This window comes from Nocardioides stalactiti, assembly GCF_014180715.1.
GTDB lineage: Bacteria > Actinomycetota > Actinomycetes > Propionibacteriales > Nocardioidaceae > Nocardioides > Nocardioides stalactiti.
The window spans coordinates 31,134-47,649 of record NZ_JACEFC010000022.1 but is presented as its reverse complement, the minus strand read 5'-3'; the positions used below and the strand labels follow the sequence as shown (position 1 = coordinate 47,649).

General features: G+C 70.9%; 14 protein-coding genes. 2 read left to right on the top strand and 12 right to left on the bottom strand.

Translation table 11 applies throughout. From position 1 onward, the window contains the following. From H0487_RS06795 to H0487_RS06745, 11 genes are all read right to left on the bottom strand, one after another. Positions 1-1,701 (bottom strand): YifB family Mg chelatase-like AAA ATPase (locus H0487_RS06795; protein WP_183093472.1); only part of this gene is annotated, 1,701 nt, incomplete at its 3' end. Beyond that, a complete protein-coding gene (locus H0487_RS06790) occupies positions 1,701-2,096 on the bottom strand; it encodes a YraN family protein (protein WP_183093471.1) in 396 nt (131 codons plus the stop codon). The genes H0487_RS06795 and H0487_RS06790, both read right to left, overlap by 1 nt. A gap of 102 nt (positions 2,097-2,198) precedes the next feature. Continuing rightward, positions 2,199-3,953, bottom strand: coding sequence for a Tad domain-containing protein (locus H0487_RS06785; RefSeq protein WP_183093470.1), 1,755 nt, complete (start codon positions 3,951-3,953; stop codon positions 2,199-2,201). Continuing rightward, on the bottom strand, positions 3,950-4,450 hold the full coding sequence (locus tag H0487_RS06780; protein WP_183093469.1) for a TadE family protein: 501 nt from the start codon (positions 4,448-4,450) through the stop codon (positions 3,950-3,952). The genes H0487_RS06785 and H0487_RS06780 overlap by 4 nt, the downstream gene beginning before the upstream one ends. 169 nt (positions 4,451-4,619) lie before the next feature. Further along, entirely contained in the window at positions 4,620-6,419 is a 1,800-nt protein-coding gene (locus H0487_RS06775; RefSeq protein WP_183093468.1) for a pilus assembly protein TadG-related protein, read from the bottom strand. A 176-nt stretch (positions 6,420-6,595) separates the two neighbouring features. After that, on the bottom strand, positions 6,596-8,359 hold the full coding sequence (locus tag H0487_RS06770) for a Tad domain-containing protein (RefSeq protein ID WP_183093467.1): 1,764 nt from the start codon (positions 8,357-8,359) through the stop codon (positions 6,596-6,598). A 133-nt stretch (positions 8,360-8,492) separates the two neighbouring features. Then, positions 8,493-8,801, bottom strand: a complete 309-nt coding sequence (locus H0487_RS06765; RefSeq protein ID WP_183093466.1) for a DUF2469 domain-containing protein — start codon at positions 8,799-8,801, stop codon at positions 8,493-8,495. Continuing rightward, the gene (locus H0487_RS06760) at positions 8,798-9,490 is read right to left on the bottom strand and encodes a ribonuclease HII (RefSeq protein WP_183093465.1); all 693 of its coding nucleotides are present in this window, start codon (positions 9,488-9,490) and stop codon (positions 8,798-8,800) included. The genes H0487_RS06765 and H0487_RS06760 overlap by 4 nt, the downstream gene beginning before the upstream one ends. A 13-nt stretch (positions 9,491-9,503) precedes the next feature. After that, positions 9,504-10,334, bottom strand: a complete 831-nt coding sequence (gene lepB, locus H0487_RS06755; protein ID WP_312855849.1) for a signal peptidase I — start codon at positions 10,332-10,334, stop codon at positions 9,504-9,506. A gap of 27 nt (positions 10,335-10,361) precedes the next feature. Next, positions 10,362-10,724: a 50S ribosomal protein L19 gene (gene rplS / locus H0487_RS06750; protein ID WP_183093464.1), complete on the bottom strand. Its 363-nt coding sequence runs from the start codon at positions 10,722-10,724 to the stop codon at positions 10,362-10,364. 202 nt (positions 10,725-10,926) lie between these two features. Beyond that, on the bottom strand, positions 10,927-11,820 hold the full coding sequence (locus H0487_RS06745; RefSeq protein WP_183093463.1) for a hypothetical protein: 894 nt from the start codon (positions 11,818-11,820) through the stop codon (positions 10,927-10,929). A gap of 72 nt (positions 11,821-11,892) precedes the next feature. Between H0487_RS06745 and H0487_RS06740 the strand changes: the two genes are divergently transcribed. Together H0487_RS06740 and H0487_RS24235 are read left to right on the top strand one after the other, a co-directional pair. Further along, a complete protein-coding gene (locus H0487_RS06740; RefSeq protein WP_376766668.1) occupies positions 11,893-13,098 on the top strand; it encodes a Fic family protein in 1,206 nt (401 codons plus the stop codon). 4 nt (positions 13,099-13,102) lie between these two features. Then, positions 13,103-15,160 (top strand): heparinase II/III domain-containing protein, encoded by a 2,058-nt coding sequence (locus H0487_RS24235; protein ID WP_183093461.1) that lies wholly within the window; start codon positions 13,103-13,105, stop codon positions 15,158-15,160. A 66-nt stretch (positions 15,161-15,226) separates the two neighbouring features. Here the strand turns inward: H0487_RS24235 and H0487_RS06730 are convergent, their stop codons facing one another. After that, complete coding sequence (locus H0487_RS06730) at positions 15,227-16,486, bottom strand: ammonium transporter (protein ID WP_183093460.1); 1,260 nt, start codon at positions 16,484-16,486, stop codon at positions 15,227-15,229. Between the last annotated feature and the right edge of the window lie 30 nt (positions 16,487-16,516).

The window sequence follows — 16,516 nt, the reverse complement described above, 5'->3', positions numbered from 1 at the left end:
TCGGGTCTCCGCCCGTAGAGGAACGACCTCGTCGAGGTCCTCGTCACCGACGTCGTCGTCACCCCCGTCGTCGTCACCCCTGTCTGCGTCCCTGACGCCGCCGGCGGCACCGTCCTCGAACGTGCGGAGCTCGAGCGGCTCGCCCAGGCGCAGCCGCAGCGCGGCCGCGACCTCCTCCTCACCGGGCCGGACGTCGACACCGGTCCGGACCGAGCGCAGGTCGGCGACCGTCCAGGCGAGCCGCTGCACCCGGACCGCGCCGCGCACGCTGAGCCGACCGCCGTAGGTCTGGGTGTCGATCAGCCGCTGCCCGGCCGCGCTGACCGGCCACTCACGCTTGAGCAGCGGGCTCGGCACCTGACTGTTGAGCCGCCAGCTGCGGCCGGCGAAGCGGCGGTGCTGGCGCTCACGCGCCGCGGCGACACGCCGCCGGATCTCGGCCGAGGACTCCGCCGGCCGGAACCGGTCGATCTGCGAGCCCCGCGCCGGGACCACCAGGCGGGTGATGTCGATGCGGTCGGCGATCGGTCCGGACAGGCGCCGACGGTAGTCGCGCCGGACCCGCTCGAGGCACTGGCAGTCGTTGGCACCGGGGGCGGTCGAGTACTCGCCACAGGGACACGGGTTGGCTGCCAGCACCAGCAGGGTCCGGGCCGGCAGGGTCACCGCCTCCTCCTGGCGGGCGACGGTGATGTCACCGCTCTCCAGCGGTTGACGGAGCGCCTCGATGACGTCGATCCGGAAGAGCGGGAACTCGTCGAGGAACAGCACTCCGAGGTGGGCCCGGCTGATCTCGCCGGGACGGACCTGGCCCTGTCCGCCGCCGACGATGCTGGCCTTGCTCGCGTCGTGGTGGGGGGCGGCGTACGGCGGACGGGTCACCATGCCGCGCGCAGGGTCGAGCACGCCGGCCAGCGAGTGGACCGCGGTCAGCTCGAGGGACTCCTCGGCCGTGAGGTCGGGCAGGATCGTCGGGATCCGCTCGGCGATGCTCGTCTTGCCCGCGCCCTTCGCCCCGGACATCAGGATCGCGTGGCCGCCGGCGGCAGCGACCTCGACGGCGTACTTCACGTCGCGCAGCCCGTGGAGGTCGGCGAAGTCGAGCTCGTCGAGGCGTGCCTCGCCCCGCCAGGTGAGCAGGTGGGTGCCGGAGGCAGCGACCACGGGCGGCGCCGCCGGGACCTCCTCGTCCTTGAGGACGGCGACCACCTGGGCCAGGGAGCGGACCCCGATGACCTCGAGGCCGGGCACCATCCGCGCCTCGGCCAGCTGGGGCTCCGGCACGAACACCCGCCGGACGCCGCGCTCGACCGCGGCCAGCACCATCGGGAGCACCCCGGTCGCGGGGCGGAGCCCACCGGTCAGGGTCAGCTCACCGATGAACACGGTGCCGCGCAGTGCCGCCGCCGGCAGCGCCTCGTCGGCCGCGAGCAGCGCGACGGCGATGGCGACGTCGAAGTGGGTGCCCGACTTGGGGAGGTCGGCCGGCGACAGCAGGATCGTGGTGCGCTTGGACGCCGGCCACGTCAGACCGCTGTTGGTCACCGCCATCCGCACCCGGTCCTGCCCCTCGCGCAGGGCGGCGTCGGCCCGGCCGACGAGGGTGATGCCGGCCTGGCCGGTCGAGACGTCGGCCTGCACGTCGATGAGGTGGCCGCGGGCCGCGTTGACGGCCACGGACAGTGCGGTCGAGACCGGCATCAGAACAGCCCTGCCACGTGGTCGACGATCGCGGGACCGCGGCGCGGTCGCAGGACCGCGACCAGGTCGACCCGGATCCCGTCAGGCCGCACGCCCCGCTCCGTGGCCCACCGCTCACCGAGCCGCTTGAGCCGCGCGAGCTTGGCGTCGGTGATCGCCTCGTGGGGCGTCCCCGCCTCCAGGCTGCTGCGGGTCTTGACCTCGCACACCACGAGCGTCGCTCCGTCGCGGAGCAGGACGTCGATCTCACCCTCGTCGCACCGCCAGTTGCGCTCCACCAGCACCATGCCCTGGTCGAGGAGGTGACGAGTCGCCACTGCCTCCCCGTAGGCGCCGAGGGCCTGCCGGGCCTGGGCGGTCGTGCCGGACGGGGTGCCTGCCGTTGCCTCTGTCATGCCCGCCAGCGTCGCCGCGACGGCCGACGGACGACCCAGGCCCGGGGCGGCGTTGTGGAGACGGACCGCCCCGGGCGGGACTGTGGACGCTGACCGGGCTTGCTAGCCGACCAGCAGAGGGTTGCTGCAGTACGGCCGCTGGCCGTAGACGTCGGCGCCGCCGACGTTGAGGCCGAGCAGGTCGAACAGCGGGGAGAGGATCGAGTCGTTGACCGCTGTCAGCACCGGCTGGAGGACGGTGTTGGTCACCCCGGTCACGACGTTGGTGAGCAGGGTCGTCAGCTGGTTGGCGTTGAGCGTGATCGGGATGCCGAGCACCCGCACGGTGACCGTCGGCCCGGTCACCCAGGTGGCCGTCACGTTCGCGGTGTTGAGGCCGAGGTCGCCCGATCCGAGCGGATAGGCCTCGCCCCAGTCCGAGGGGTTGTTCGGCACCCGGATCTGGGCGTTCCGCACCGTCGACGGGTCGCCGGTGCTCGCCGTGAGCTCGAGCCGGCCGGCGAGGGTGATCTGGGCCAGTGCGCTGAGGCCGGGCAGGGTCTGCCCGAGCACGCTGCCGGACAGGTTGACGGAGACCTTGGTCGAGGCACCGACGACCCCGCTGGTCACCTGGACGTCCTCCCCGCTGGGGTCGGCCGCGGTCTCGCTGCCGCACACGATGTCGGTCAGGATCCCGCGGGCGGAGGCGACGTTGACCGCGATGTCGGCGGTCGCGGAGGCGGTCAGGCCGAGGATGTTGGGCAGCGCGGCGACGGGGCCGGAGATGCCGAGCGCGACCTGGGCCGTGTCGGCCTGCGAGCCGATCTTGCCGCACCGCTGCCGCGCCTTCTCGATGAGCGTGAGGCTGGTCGTCAGCCCGGTCCCGGTCAGTGGCAGGTTGGCCGCGAGCGAGGGGATGCTGAGCGCATTGGTCCCGTTGGCGATGAGGACGGTGCCGGCGAGCAGGTCGAACACGTTGATCGTCGCCGTCTCGGCCGCGCCGGCGCCGGGCTCGGCCGTCACCAGGTCGCCCAGCGAGATCGCGATGCCGCCCAGCTGGGCCCCGACCAGGTTGAGGACGTTGAGGTCCGAGGTGCCGTCCGCCTGCAGCACGTTGGCGGCCGCGATGAGCAGCGAGCCCGCGTTGACGTCGGCCGCGAGCAGCTCGTCGACGGACCCCAGCCCGAGCTCGACGGCGAGGTCGAGCAGGCTCACGTCGGCAGCCACGAGACCGTTGTAGCTGAGCGCGTCGAGGTCGATGCCGCCGCCGAGGATGCCCTCGAGGATCGGGTTGAGCAGCGCGGAGCTGCTCGTGTCGAGGCGCGCGGCGTAGGACCCCACGCTGAAGCACGCCGACTCCTCGGCCGTCGCCACGGCGGAGCGCTGGACGTCGCCGCTCGCGACCCCGGTCACCCCGCCGAACGAGAAGCCGAGGTCGGTGCCGGCGATGATGACGACCCCGTTGGGCACCTGCGCGGAGCCGACCTGCACGGGGATGCCCCCGGCCTCGGGGTACGTGCCGTCGGCAGCGACCTGGACCCAGTACGCCGTGACGTCCGGGGGTTCGCCGATGGTCTCGCCGGAGTTGTTGGCGACGCTCCAGTTGAGCTGCGCCGCGGCCGCCGGGTCGTTCGCTCCCCCGGCCTCGATCTGGGCGCGGGTCCGGCCGTCGATGAGCCGACCCATGTCGAGGGCCACCATGTCGGCCACGGTCTGCATGTCACGGCGACCGGCGCGCTGCATGCCGAGGTCGATGGCGAACGCCGCCGTCGCCAGCAGGACCAGGCTCACCAGGACCGCGACGAAGATGCCCGTCGCGCCCCGCTCGTCGCGGTCAGGCCGGTGCACGAGCCGGGCGACCCGCGACCGGATGCTCAACTGACCCTCACCTCGGTGGAGTACTCGAGGTCGTCGGGAAGGATCGCGTTGATCCCCAGGCCGGGGATCAGCGAGTTGTCGCTGTAGGGGTAGTGCAGGGTGACCTTGGCGCACTCCGCACCCGCCGGACCCGAGGAACAGGCACCGATGACGATCGTGCAGGTCCCGCTCGGACCACCGGAGTGGGTGAGACCGCCACCCGCCGTGCAGGCGACGCCGTACGCGCTGAGCGCATCGTTGACCGCGGCTCGCGCAGCGGCGTAGCGCTCGTCGTTGGGCGTGCCGGCCGGCTTCACCGCGGCCGCTCGGCCGCCCTCGGCTGCCGCCTGGCTCATGGCCTGACGGAAGCTCAGCATGTAGCCGAACGCGATGATGCCGAAGACCAGCATCACCAGGATCGGAAGGATCAGGGCGAACTCCAGTGCGGCCGCTCCCTCGTCGTCACGTCGCCGACGAGATCGGCGTCCGCTGGCTCCCCATAGCAGCGCTCGACGCATCGTCCCTCCACTCGCTCCCCGGCGCTCCCTCAAGCGCCGGCTGGGCATCTCCCTTGCCCACCAGCGGAGCGTAACGCCGTCCTTGGTGCGCCGTCACCGGGTCCCGACCAAGTCCACCCGCTCGGGGCCGGGGTCCTAGTCCGTTGGGACTAGGCAGCGCACGAACGGGTCATCCCCACAGGTCGGGCTCCCCGCAGACCGCTCCCACGGCCCACACGTCGGCTCCTCCGAACCGGAGCCCGACCATCCGCGCGACGGGACCGACGAAGGTGTTGTTGATGTTGTCGATGAGCGGCACGAGCGTCTTGCCCATGAACGCGTTGTTGGCGGTCGTCAGGTCGTTGACGATCATGTTCGTCAGCACCAGGACCTGGTTGAGCGGGGCGAGCTTGCCGCCGATCGAGACCTCGGTGACCGTCGGCACGACGTTGCGAGGATCGAGATAGACGGTGCTGCCCGTCTCGTACGGCGTCGTGTCGTTCGGCGGCAGGCCGAGGTTGGCGATCGAGGTGCCCCCCGCGTAGTTGGTCGCGATGTCGAACCGGACCTTGATGTCCAGGGTGACCTTCGCATTCGGCAGCAGGATCCCCAGCAGTCCGGACAGGAGGCCGCCCAGCCCCAAGGCGTTGAGCTCGGATGCCTTGACGTCCCCGGTGACCTCGATGTCCGAGCGCAGCGAGTAGGACGCGGGCTGCGTCTGCACCGCCACCGAGTAGGTGTGCGGATCACTTGCCGTGCCGTCGCCGCAATGAACGTCGGGTGGGGCGACGAGCTGTCCAGTCCCGTCGGCGAGGTTGACGTGCAGGCTCCCCGTGCCCTTGGTGGTCTGCAAGGTCGCCAGGCCCGGGATGCTCAGGCTCGGCAGGTTGACGAAGGTGATCCCGAGATCACCCTCGAGCTGGGCATTGTCAGCGACGCTCTCCGGGGTGTTCGGCTTGCCGCACGCCAGCTGGGCGGCCGAGATCAGCTTGATGCCGCCCGTGAACTGGAAACCGACGCCGGGCACTCCCGCTTGGATGTTCTCCACCTCGATGAAGTGGTCGCCGTTGGCGAGCCGCGCCGAGCCCACGATGTCGAGCACGTTGAGGTCCATGCCGAGCGCCGCGGTGTCGGTGGGCGCCACGTGGAGGACGTTGCCGAGGCTGATCGCTCCCACGACGGCCGAGACCCCCAGGATCTTGTCGAGCGCACTGATCGCGACCGAGTTGGCCGTGCTGTCCTTGGACAGCACCGAGATGAGGGCACTGATCAGGTTCGAGTACGTGATCGTGCCGGTCAGCAGGGCCGTGGGGCTGCCGATCGTGGGGGCGGCGGCCAGGTCGGCCAGGTTCACCTCGGCCGCCGCGAGCGCCTTGTAGCTGACGAGGTCGAGCTTGACCCCGAACAGGTCCTCGAGCGGCTCGAGGACGGTGCTGTCGTCGCTGTTGATCGCGGCGACGAACGAGCCGAGCTTGTAGCAGGCGGACGACGACGCGACGGCGTACGCCGTACGGGTGACCTCACCCTCACCGCCGAAGACCGCGTAGTCGGTGTCGGCGTTCGCGACGACCTTGACCGCTGTCGGCGGGTCCGGCGCGGTGTTCCACACCTCGTTGTCGTAGGAGCCCCAGTCGATCTGGAGGTCGACGTTCTTGCCGAGCGTGTCCGCGTTGCGGTTCAGGCTCTCGCGGACCGCGCTGCCCGGGTTCGCGAGGTTGCCCTCGGCCGTCAGCTGCGCCTGGGTCCGGCCGGTGATCTCCCTCGCCAGGTCGAGGGCGACCGTGTCGGCGAGCGCCTGGAGGTCGGCACGGGTCACCCTCTCCATGCCGAGGTCGACGACGACGGCGGTGATGCCGAGGACCACGACCAGCACCGCGGCCAGGAACACGGCGACGGCTCCGCGCTCGTCCTGGCGACGTGCGCGAACGTTCCGGCGGCTCTCGTCTCCCCAGCGACGGAGCCGACCTCGACGGCACAGCTCCCGGTCCACGTGCGGCCCTCCCTAGCCTCGCTCTCCACCGATCCTTCGGCGAGCGCTTAGTCGACGGTAAGCACTGTTGTCGACTCTTTGCCCCGCATGGACCCAGGTCGTGACCGACAACAGGACCAAAGACCCAGACGACACCGTCCGGGTCCTAGTCCGCGCGCGTCACCAAGGGACGTCGCTCAGCCCCAGAGGTCCGCCTCGCCGCAGACGGCGCCGACGGCGTAGACGTCGGCCCCGCCGAACCGGAGGCCCACCATCCGCGCCACCGGACCGACGTAGTCGGTGTTGAGGTGGTCGATGAGCGGAGCGAGCGTCTTGTTCTTGAAGGCGTTGTTGCCGACCAGGAGCTCGGTGATGATCGGGTTGGTCAGTGCCGTCACGGCGCCGAGCGCCGGGGTCGAGCTCCCGATGCTCACCGCGGTCACCGTCGGGACGATGCTGTTGACGTCGAGGGCGACGGTGCTGCCCGTCTCGACCGGCGTCACGTCGTTCGGCGGGATGCGGAGGTTCGCGACGGAGGTCGTGCCTCCTCCGGTCGAGGCCACGTCGAGGCGGACCTTGATGTTGAGGTTGAGGGTCGAGCTGGGGAGCAGGAAGCCCAGCAGCCCGCTGACCAGGTTGCCGAGCCCGAGCGTCTGGAGCACCGAGAAGCGGACGCTCCCGATGATCTCCAGGTCGGTCCGCAGCGAGTACGTCGCCGGCTGGGTGGAGACCGCGACCGAGTAGGTGTGCGGGTCGGCGGCGGTGCCGGTGCCGCAGTGGACCTCCGGCGGCGCGATCAGCCGGCCCTCGCCGTCGGCGAGGTTCACGATGAGGCTGGCGTCGCCCTTGAGCGTCTGCAGGGTGCCGATGGGATTGCCCAGGTTGAGGCTCGGCAGGTTCACGAACTCGATGCCGAGGGTCCCCGAGAGCTGCGCGTTGCGGGCGACCGACTGGTTCGAGTTCGGCTGGCCGCACGCGAGCTGGGCGGCCGAGATGAGGCTGAGGCCGCCGGTGAAGTGGCTGCCGACGCCCGGCACCTGGGCCTGGAGGTTGGGCACCTCGAGGAAGTGCTGACCGGTCGCCAGCCGTGCCGACCCGACGATGTCGAGGATGTTGAGGCTCATCCCGAGGGCAGCGGTGTCCGTCGGCGCCACGTGGAGGACGTCGCCGAGCGCGATCGCACCGACCGGGCCGGCCACCGCGCGGATCGTGTTGAGCGCCGTGATCGCCGCCGCGTTGGAGCCCGGGCTGTTGGACAGCACCTGGGTCATCGCCAGCAGCAGGTCGGAGTAGGTCACGGTCCCTGTCAGCAGCGCGGTGGGGCTGCCGATCGCCGAGGTCGCCGCGAGCTGGGCAAGGGTGATGTTGGTGTTCGCCAGCGCCTGGTAGCTCACGAGGGAGAGGTTGACGCCGAGCACGTGGTTGAGCGGCGCGAGGACCGTGCTGTCGCCGCTACGGATGGCAGCCACGAAGGTGCCGAGGCGGTAGCACGCCGAGCTCGACGCCACGGCGTACGCCTCCCGGCTGACCTCGCCGGCACCGCCCACGACGGAGTAGTCGGTGTCGGCGCTCGCCACCACCCGCACCGCGCTCGGCGGGTTGGTCGTGGTGTCCCACACCCCGCCGACGTAGGAGCCCCAGTCGACGGACACGTTGAGCTCGCTGCCGAAGACGTCGGGGTTGCGCGCCGCGCTCTTGCGGACCGCGCTGCCGGGGTTGCTGAAGTCGCCCGCCCCCGCGAGCGACGCCTGGGACTGACCGTGGATCTCGTGCGCCAGGTCCATCGCCGTCATGTCGGCGAGCGCCTGCAGGTCGGCCGCGGTCACCCGCTCCAGGCCGAGGTCGATGACCATCGCCGTGATGCCGAGGAGCACGACCAGCACGGCCGCCATGAAGACGGCGACAGCGCCGCGCTCGTCGCGCGCGGAAGCACCCGGGGTGCTCCTTCGCTGACGGCGCACGGCGGACCTCCCTGTCCCTCGACATCGACCCGTTGATCGACGGACAGGCGAAGCGGCAGAGGCAACCCGGCGCTCAGAGCGCTAAACGGGACCCCTGGATCCGGGCGGCATGGTCCGGAAGGACCAGCAGGCGTCAGCCCTTCGGAGGATCGATGTCGGAGGTGGCGAGCTCCTCGACGTTGACGTCCTTGAACGTCAGCACCTTCACGTTCTTGGCGAAGCGGGCCGGCCGGTACATGTCCCAGACCCAGGCGTCGCTGATGGTCACCTCGAAGAAGACCTCGCCGGCCTCGGTGCGCGCCTTCACGTCGACGGAGTTGCAGAGGTAGAAGCGACGATCGGTCTCCACGACGTACTTGAAGATCTTCACGACGTCGCGGTACTCGCGGTAGAGCGTCAGCTCCTGCTCGGTCTCGTACTTCTCGAGCTCCTCGGCACTCACGGGGCCGACTCTAGCGCCGGTCCGTCAGCCGGCTCCTCCAGGCCCGCCGCGCGCCGCACGTTGACGAACCGCATCCGGTGGACGGGCGAGGGCCCGTGCTCGTCGAGGGCGGCGGTGTGGGTCGGCGTGATGTAGCCCTTGTGGGTCTTGAAGTCGTACGCCGGCCAGTCGCCGTCGAGCTCGTCCATGAGCCGGTCCCGGGTCACCTTGGCCAGCACCGACGCGGCCGCGACGCAGGCCGCGACCCGGTCGCCCTTCCACACCGCGAGCCCCGGCGCGCCGAGGCCGTCGACGGGGAACCCGTCGGTGAGGACGTACGACGGCGCGACGTCGAGCTTGGCGACCGCCCGGCGCAGCGCCTCGATGTTGGCGACGTGCATCCCCAACCGGTCGCACTCCTCGTGCGAGATCACCACCACCGACCAGGCGACCGCGCGCCGGACGACCTGGTCGTAGCAGCGCTCCCGCGCCTTGGCGGTGAGGAGCTTGGAGTCGGCCAGCCCCGGCACGATCCCGGCCTTGCCGGACGGCAGGATCGCCGCACCGGCGACGAGCGGGCCGGCGCAGGCGCCGCGTCCGGCCTCGTCGACCCCGGCGATCAGCTCGATCCCGTGGCGCCGCAGCGTGCGTTCGTAGCCGTAGAGACCGGCGTCGCGTCGTACCGTCGATCCGCGGGGCAGCGTCGACATCGATCCGGTCCGGTCAGTCCTCGGCCGGCGGGTCGTCAGGCACGTCGTCGAAGGCGCCGGGGTTGCTGATCCAGTCCCAGCGGTCGCGCGGCCAGACCAGGGCGAACACCTTGCCGACCACGAGATCGGTGTCGACCCACGGGCTCTTGGTACAGGTCTCGACGCCCGCCTGGCACATGTGGGCCCGGGAGTCCGCGGACGCGCCCCGGTTGTCACCGAGGACGAACAGCTTGCCGTCCGGGATCGGGCCGACCGACCAGTTGCAGCCGAAGCCGGTGCCGGCGCCCGCGCACTTCGCCTCGCGCGGCGCGATGTAGTCGGACTCGTCGATCGGCTCGCCGTTGACGAGGATCCGGCCTTCCTCGTCGCAGCACGTGATGACGTCGCCCTCGGTGCCGATGACGCGCTTCACCAGGTGGCCACCGGTCGGGTAGAGACCGATCTTGGACAACAGGTTGGCCAGGCCGGTGGGAGCAGGCTCCTCACCGGTCAGCCAGTCGCCCGGGTCCTCGAAGACGATGACGTCGCCGCGGTCCGGGTCGTCGCCGAACCAGTAGGAGACCTTCTGGACCAGGATCCGGTCGTTGCGGATCAGACCCGGCTCCATCGACTCCGACGGGATGTAGAACGCCTGGACGAAGAACGTCTTGATGACGATCGCGAGCACGAGCGCGATGCCGAGCAGCAGGATGCTCTCCTGCCAGACCGGCAGGTGCTTGCGCTCGCCACTCTCGTCCCGCTGCTTGTCGGCAGGGGTCGGCAGCCGGTCCACAGGATCTCCGTCGACGTCGTCGGTGGCCTCGGAGTCGAGGGCCTCGGAGTCCCCGGGGGCGTCGGTCGTCACAGTTACTGACTCTAGCCAGTACCTGGATCAGAACTCGCGGCGCTCCTTGATCTTGGCAGCCTTGCCGCGCAGGTTGCGCAGGTAGTACAGCTTCGCCCGACGGACGTCACCGCGGGTCACGATCTCGATCTGCTCGAAGATCGGCGAGTGGAGCGGGAAGGTCCGCTCGACACCCACACCGAAGGAGACCTTGCGGACGGTGAACGTCCGGCCGACGCCGCTGCCGTGGATGCGGATCACGACGCCCTGGAAGATCTGGACCCGCGAGCGGCTGCCCTCGATGACCTTCACGTGGACCTTGACGGTGTCACCGGCGCGGAAGGCGGGGATGTCGTCGCGCTTCGAGGCGTTGCCGAGCTCAGCGACGATGGACGGGGAAACGTTGCTCATGATGGCTCCTCGCGAGTGCGCACAGGTCAACCGCGGATAGTGGTGTCGTGTCTCTTCGTGGTGAGGCGGTAGGACGGCTCCCCTGTGGCAGAGCCAGATCGACGCTCCCTGACGAGCAGGGCGGCGTCCACATCACCGACGGACGATCATCGCACAGGTCGAAGAGCGGTCGGTAATCGCGAGGATCTCCTCCGAGGCGGGCTCAGGAGCCGCCCGGGGGCCGTTGGTAGGGCAGCGTCTCGTGCTGGTCCGGGGGGTCGACAGGCTTCGGGGCGGGCGGGGTGGGCCGGCCGCGCACCACCGGCGGCACGTCCTGCCACGGGACGCGGGGCTGGGGCTGCTGGGGCTGCTGCGGTGGCGGTTGCGCGGGCGGCGGCTGGTACGCCGGCTGCGGTGGTGGCTGGTGGGTCGGCTGGACGGGTGCCTGCGGGTAGGGCTGGTACGGCTGCGGGGCGTACGGCTGCGGGGCGTACGGCTGCGGGGCGTACGGCTGCTGGTACGGCTGCGGCGGGTAGGGCTGCTGGTACGCCGGCGCGGCGTACTGCTGAGGCGCCTGCACGTACTGGACGTGAACGCCCTTGCGCTTGCGGCCGGCGCCGCTGAAGAGGACGACCAGGTAGCAAAGGAGCGGCAGGATGGCCGTCACGAACGGGAGCGCGATGAAGAACGCCTGCGTCTCGTCCCCGGTCCCCAGCAGGTTGGACTCGAACGTGACGCGGTCTCCGTACCACTGGAGCTGGTCGCTGAAGTCCCACGACGGGATCGCCTCGCCGAGGTACGACGCCTGCACCAGGTTGGCGGACACCTCGGTGCCGAACGCGACGAGGAGCGCGAGCACGCCGAAGTGCAGCGGCGGGCGCCAAGCGAGGCCGAAGAGCCCCCACAGCGCCACCCAGCAGCCGCTCGCGGCCGCGGAGAGGTAGAGGATCGTCCAGGCCCAGATCTCGCCGTCGGCGTTCTCGTCGGGCCAGCCGAACTCGTCGAGCAGCTGGAGCTGGGCCACCAGGGAGCCGGCGGACGCGGCGCCCCACAGGACGAAGAGCAGGGCGCACACGAGCGCCAGCGGTCGGAGCTTGCGACCCCCTGCGGTGGCCATGGCCTGTTCCTATCGCAGATCACGGCGCTGCGGTGGGCGAATCCCCGGGTCCGCGCTGGGAGGATGCTCCTCGTGAGCGACTGGGTGCCCCACACGCACGAACAGCGCCCCTACCGCCAGCGGGTGGCCAGGGGGCCGCGCGCCGACCGTCAGCTGCGCGAGATCACCGTCTCGCTGCCGCCGCACATCCGCGACCTCGACTTCCCGATCGAACGACCCCTGGCGGCGATGACGACGGCCAGCGCGGGCGACCTCGGTCACCTCGACCTCGTCCACGGACGCACCCTCCAGGCGCTCAACCCCCTGCTGCTGCGCATCGAGGCGGTCGACTCCTCCAAGATCGAGAACGTCGACGCCAGCCTCGCGGACTACGGGCGGGCGCTGCTCGGCGTCGGCGCCAACGCATCGGCGGTGTCGATGGCGTCGGCGACCGGGGCGCTGGTCCGGATGATCCGGCACGCCGAGTCGAGCCGCACGATCACCGCCGACGCCATCCTCAAGGCGCACGAGGACCTCTTCCGCCATCACCCGGACGAGGCGCACCGGGCCGGGAAGTTCCGGACCACGCAGAACTGGGTCGGCGGCAGCGACTACTCCCCCGTCAGCGCCTTCCACGTCCCGCCGCCGCCGGAGACCGTCGCCGACTACCTCGAGGACCTGTTCGCCTACGCCAACCGCGACGACGTACCGACGCTCGTGCAGGCCGCGATCGTGCACGCCCAGTTCGAGTCCATCCACCCGTTCATCGACGGCAACGGCCGGATCGGCCGCGCCCTCATCCACGCGGTCCTCCGCCGCCGGCGGGCCGCCAAGCACATCACCGTTCCGATCGCGTCCGCGCTCGTCGCCCACCGCGACCGCTACTTCGAGTCGCTCAACCGCTACCGCGACGGCGAGGCCGCCCCGATCATCGCGCTGCTCGCCCAGGCGACGAGCGTCGCCACCGCCGAGTCGTGGCGGACCGCAGCACGGGTGAAGGAGCTGCGCGGCGAGTGGCACGACGCCGTCGGCGGCACCCGCCCCGGCACGCCGATCCACCGGCTGCTCGACCTGCTCACCGAGGAGCCGATCGTCAACGTCGAGCTCGTGGTCGAGCGGATCGACGTCCCCGAGCCGGCGGTCCGCGAGGCCATCGAGACCCTCGCCGACGCTCAGGTCCTCACCCAGGCACCCCGCTCCCGCCGGGCCCCGGTCTGGCTCACCCGCTCCGTCCTCGGCGAGGTCGAGGACCTGAGCTCCCGGATCCAGTCCTCCAGCCTCCGTCTGGGTGCATCATGAAGCGGTGCGGGGACGACGGACGAGGGTGGGGGCGGGGGCGCTCGTCCTGGCTGCTGCTGGTCTGACCGCGTCGGCGCAGACGAGCGGCACGGCCGACGGGCCGATCGACGCCGTCGTGGCCCCGGCGCGCGGGGCGACCGACCCGTCGTACCGGGGACGGCACCCTCGGGTCTACCTCGACGCCGACAACCTCGCCCGGCTGCGTGGGCTGCTGCGCGACCGGGACCCGGCGGCGGTGAGGTTCCGCAAGCTCGTGGTCAGCGCGCTCGGCAACGACGACGTCTACGCCTACCAGGCCTGGTACTCCGCGCTGCTCGGCGCGCTCACCGGGGAGCGGCGGTACTGCGACGACGCGGTCGCGCGGGTCCAGCGTCAGGTGCGCGCCGAACGGCGGCGGATCGCTGCGGGCAAGGTGCCGGTGATCGCGGGAGACCAGTACCTCGAGGTCGGACCTCGGGTCGCCGAGATCGCTCTCACCTACGACTGGTGCCACCGCCTCGTTCCTCGCCGCCAGCGGCGGCAGTGGATCGCGTTCGCGAACCAGGCGGTGTGGAACGTGTGGCACCACGAGGACGCCCGGTGGGGTGACCGCGCGGTGCCGTGGCCGGGCTGGTCGGTCGACAACCCGTTCAACAACTACTACTACTCCTTCCTCGAGGCGACACAGCTGCTCGGTCTCGCGACGAGGGGCGAGCACGACGACGCCCGCCGGTGGATCGCGAAGTTCCGCACCGCGAAGATCCAGCGCCAGCTCGTCCCCGCCTTCGACGCCCAGCTGCACGGCGGCGGCTCCCGCGAGGGCACCGGCTACGGCACCGCGATGCGGAGCCTGTGGTGGCTCTACGACGTGTGGGAGTCGAGCACCGGCGAGTCGATCGCCGACCTGACGACCCACGCCCGGCTCTCGATGGCCTACCTGATGCAGGCAACCGTCCCGACGCTCGACCGGATCGCGCCGCTCGGGGACCACGCCCGCGACAGCACGGCCGCCCTCTTCGACTACCACCGCGAGTACGCGCTGGCGCTCGCCCGGCTCTACCCCGACGACGCGCTGACGGCACCGCTGCGGACCTGGCTCGCCGACAGCTCCGTGCCGACGATGACCCAGCAGTTCCAGTACGTCTACGACTTCCTCTACGGCGGCGGGCCGAGCACCCGCGCGCCGCTCGCCACGCTCCACCCGACCTACTACGCCGACGGCGTCGGCCACCTCTTCGCCCGCGACTCCTGGACCACCGACGCCACCTGGCTCCAGCTCGCAATCGGCTCCTACACCGAGTCCCACGCCCACCAGGACCAGCTCTCCTTCCTGCTGTACGACGAGGGCTGGCTCGCCTACGACCCCAACATCGACTCGCACAGCGGGTTGCGCCAGGAGACCGGCGCGCACAACCTGGTCGACGTCACCGGAGTGGTCGACGGAGTCACCCAGTCCCTGCGTCAGTGGGAGGGCGGAGCCACCGAGGTGCTCCGGCTCGCCGACGACCCCGACTTCACCTACGCGGCGGCCGACGCGACCGACCTCTACACCCATCCGAGCACGGGCGACCAGCCGGTCACGCGGATGCAGCGCGAGGTCGTCTACCTCAAGCCCGGCGTCCTCGTGGTCTACGACCGCGTCGAGGCCGATCCCGGGACGTCGTACCGCTGGCTCCTGAGCTCGCCGTTCCAGCCGACCGTCACCGGCAGCACGGCGTCGTGGGACGGCGGACGGCTCGTCGACCACCGCGTCGTCCCCAGCGCGGCGACCTCGTCGGTGACTGCTCTCACCACGGTCGACAGCGACTACTCGGGCGGCTACCGGCTCGCCTGGTCGGTGCCCGGGGGCGACCAGGTCGAGATCCTCAACGTCCTCGTCGTCGACGGGGCCGCGACCGCGGTCACCGACGCCGCGCAGGGCACCAAGGACGGCGTCACCATCACCCTCGCGTCCGGCGGCACCGCGACCGTCCGCTTCGAGCGGGACGCGGTCGGCGGGACGCTCCGTCTCACCGGCTCCGCCGGGTCGTACGACGGCGCGCTGCCCAGCGGCGTCGAGACCCTGCCGCTCTTCACCCCCTGACCCCGGAACGCCGCAGGCCCGCCCCGGGCGTACCGGGACGGGCCTGCGGGTGGTGCGGGTGGTGGATCAGTCGATCGCGTAGCCCGTGCCGTGCAGGGCCAGGTCGATACCGGCGACCTCGTCCTCCTCCTTGGCGCGGAAGCCGATCGTCTTCTCGATCACGGTGCCCAGGACGAAGGCCATGACGAACGAGTAGGCCAGGATCGTGAACGCCGGGATCGCCTGGACCACGAGCTGCTCGAAGTTGCCACCGGTGAAGAGGCCGGTGTCGATGGCGAAGAAGCCGAGGTACAGCGTGCCGATGATGCCGGCGACGAGGTGGATGCCCACGACGTCCAGGGTGTCGTCGACGCCGATCTTGTACTTGAGCTCGATGGCGACGGCGCAGACGGCACCGGCGACGAGGCCGAGGACGATCGCCCACATCGGGGTCAGGTTGGCGCAGGACGGGGTGATCGCGACCAGACCGGCCACGATGCCCGAGGCGGCACCGACCGCGGTCGGCTTGCCCTCCTTGAAGTGCTCCACGACGATCCAGCCGACGAGCGCGGCAGCGGGGCAGACCATGGTGTTGACGAAGATCAGACCGGCCTGGCCGTCCGCGATGGCCGCGCCACCGTTGAAGCCGAACCAGCCGAACCACAGGATCGCGGCGCCGATGAGGACGAGCGGCACGTTGTGCGGCTGCGCCTCCTCCTTGGAGAAGCCGACCTTGCGCTTGCCGAGGACGAGCGCGAGGGCGAGCGCGGCCGCACCGGCGTTGATGTGGACCGCCGTACCACCGGCGAAGTCGATCGTGCCGGTCGAGTAGCCGAAGTTCTCGTCGAGCTTGTTGACCCAGCCGGTGAAGTCACCGGTGGCGTCGAAGGCGAAGACCCACGAGGCGACGGGGAAGTAGACCAGGGTCGCGAAGAGGCCGGCGAAGAGCATCCAGGGCCAGAACCGGGCACGGTCGGCGATCGCGCCGGAGATGAGCGCGACGGTGATGATGGCGAAGGTCGAGCCGAAGATCGCGCCTGCCAGCAGGAGGCCGGAGCCGTCCTCGCCGGCGAATGCGGCCTTGGCGGCGTCCTGCAGGCCGAAGTCGGTGAACGGGTCACCCAGCACCCGCGGGATCCAGTCGTTCTCCGAGCCGTCGACGTAGGCCTGGTTGAACCCGAAGAGGATCCACAGGACACCGACGACGCCGATGCTGCCGAAGCTGAGCATCATCATCGAGATGACGCTCTTCGACTTCACCAGGCCGCCGTAGAAGAACGCCAGCCCGGGCGTCATGAAGAGGACGAGGGCTGCTGTGAGCAGCAGCCAGACAACTGCAAGGTCCATTTGAATAGAACTCCTCGGGAGGTACGGGCC

Coding starts and splice junctions, on each gene's coding strand:
- rplS (WP_183093464.1), bottom strand. CDS start 10,724: ATGAGCAACGTTTCCCCGTCCATCGTCGCTGAGCTCGGCAACGCCTCG.
- H0487_RS06745 (WP_183093463.1), bottom strand. CDS start 11,820: ATGGCCACCGCAGGGGGTCGCAAGCTCCGACCGCTGGCGCTCGTGTGC.
- H0487_RS06730 (WP_183093460.1), bottom strand. CDS start 16,486: ATGGACCTTGCAGTTGTCTGGCTGCTGCTCACAGCAGCCCTCGTCCTC.
- H0487_RS06780 (WP_183093469.1), bottom strand. CDS start 4,450: ATGCGTCGAGCGCTGCTATGGGGAGCCAGCGGACGCCGATCTCGTCGG.
- H0487_RS06790 (WP_183093471.1), bottom strand. CDS start 2,096: ATGACAGAGGCAACGGCAGGCACCCCGTCCGGCACGACCGCCCAGGCC.
- H0487_RS06760 (WP_183093465.1), bottom strand. CDS start 9,490: ATGTCGACGCTGCCCCGCGGATCGACGGTACGACGCGACGCCGGTCTC.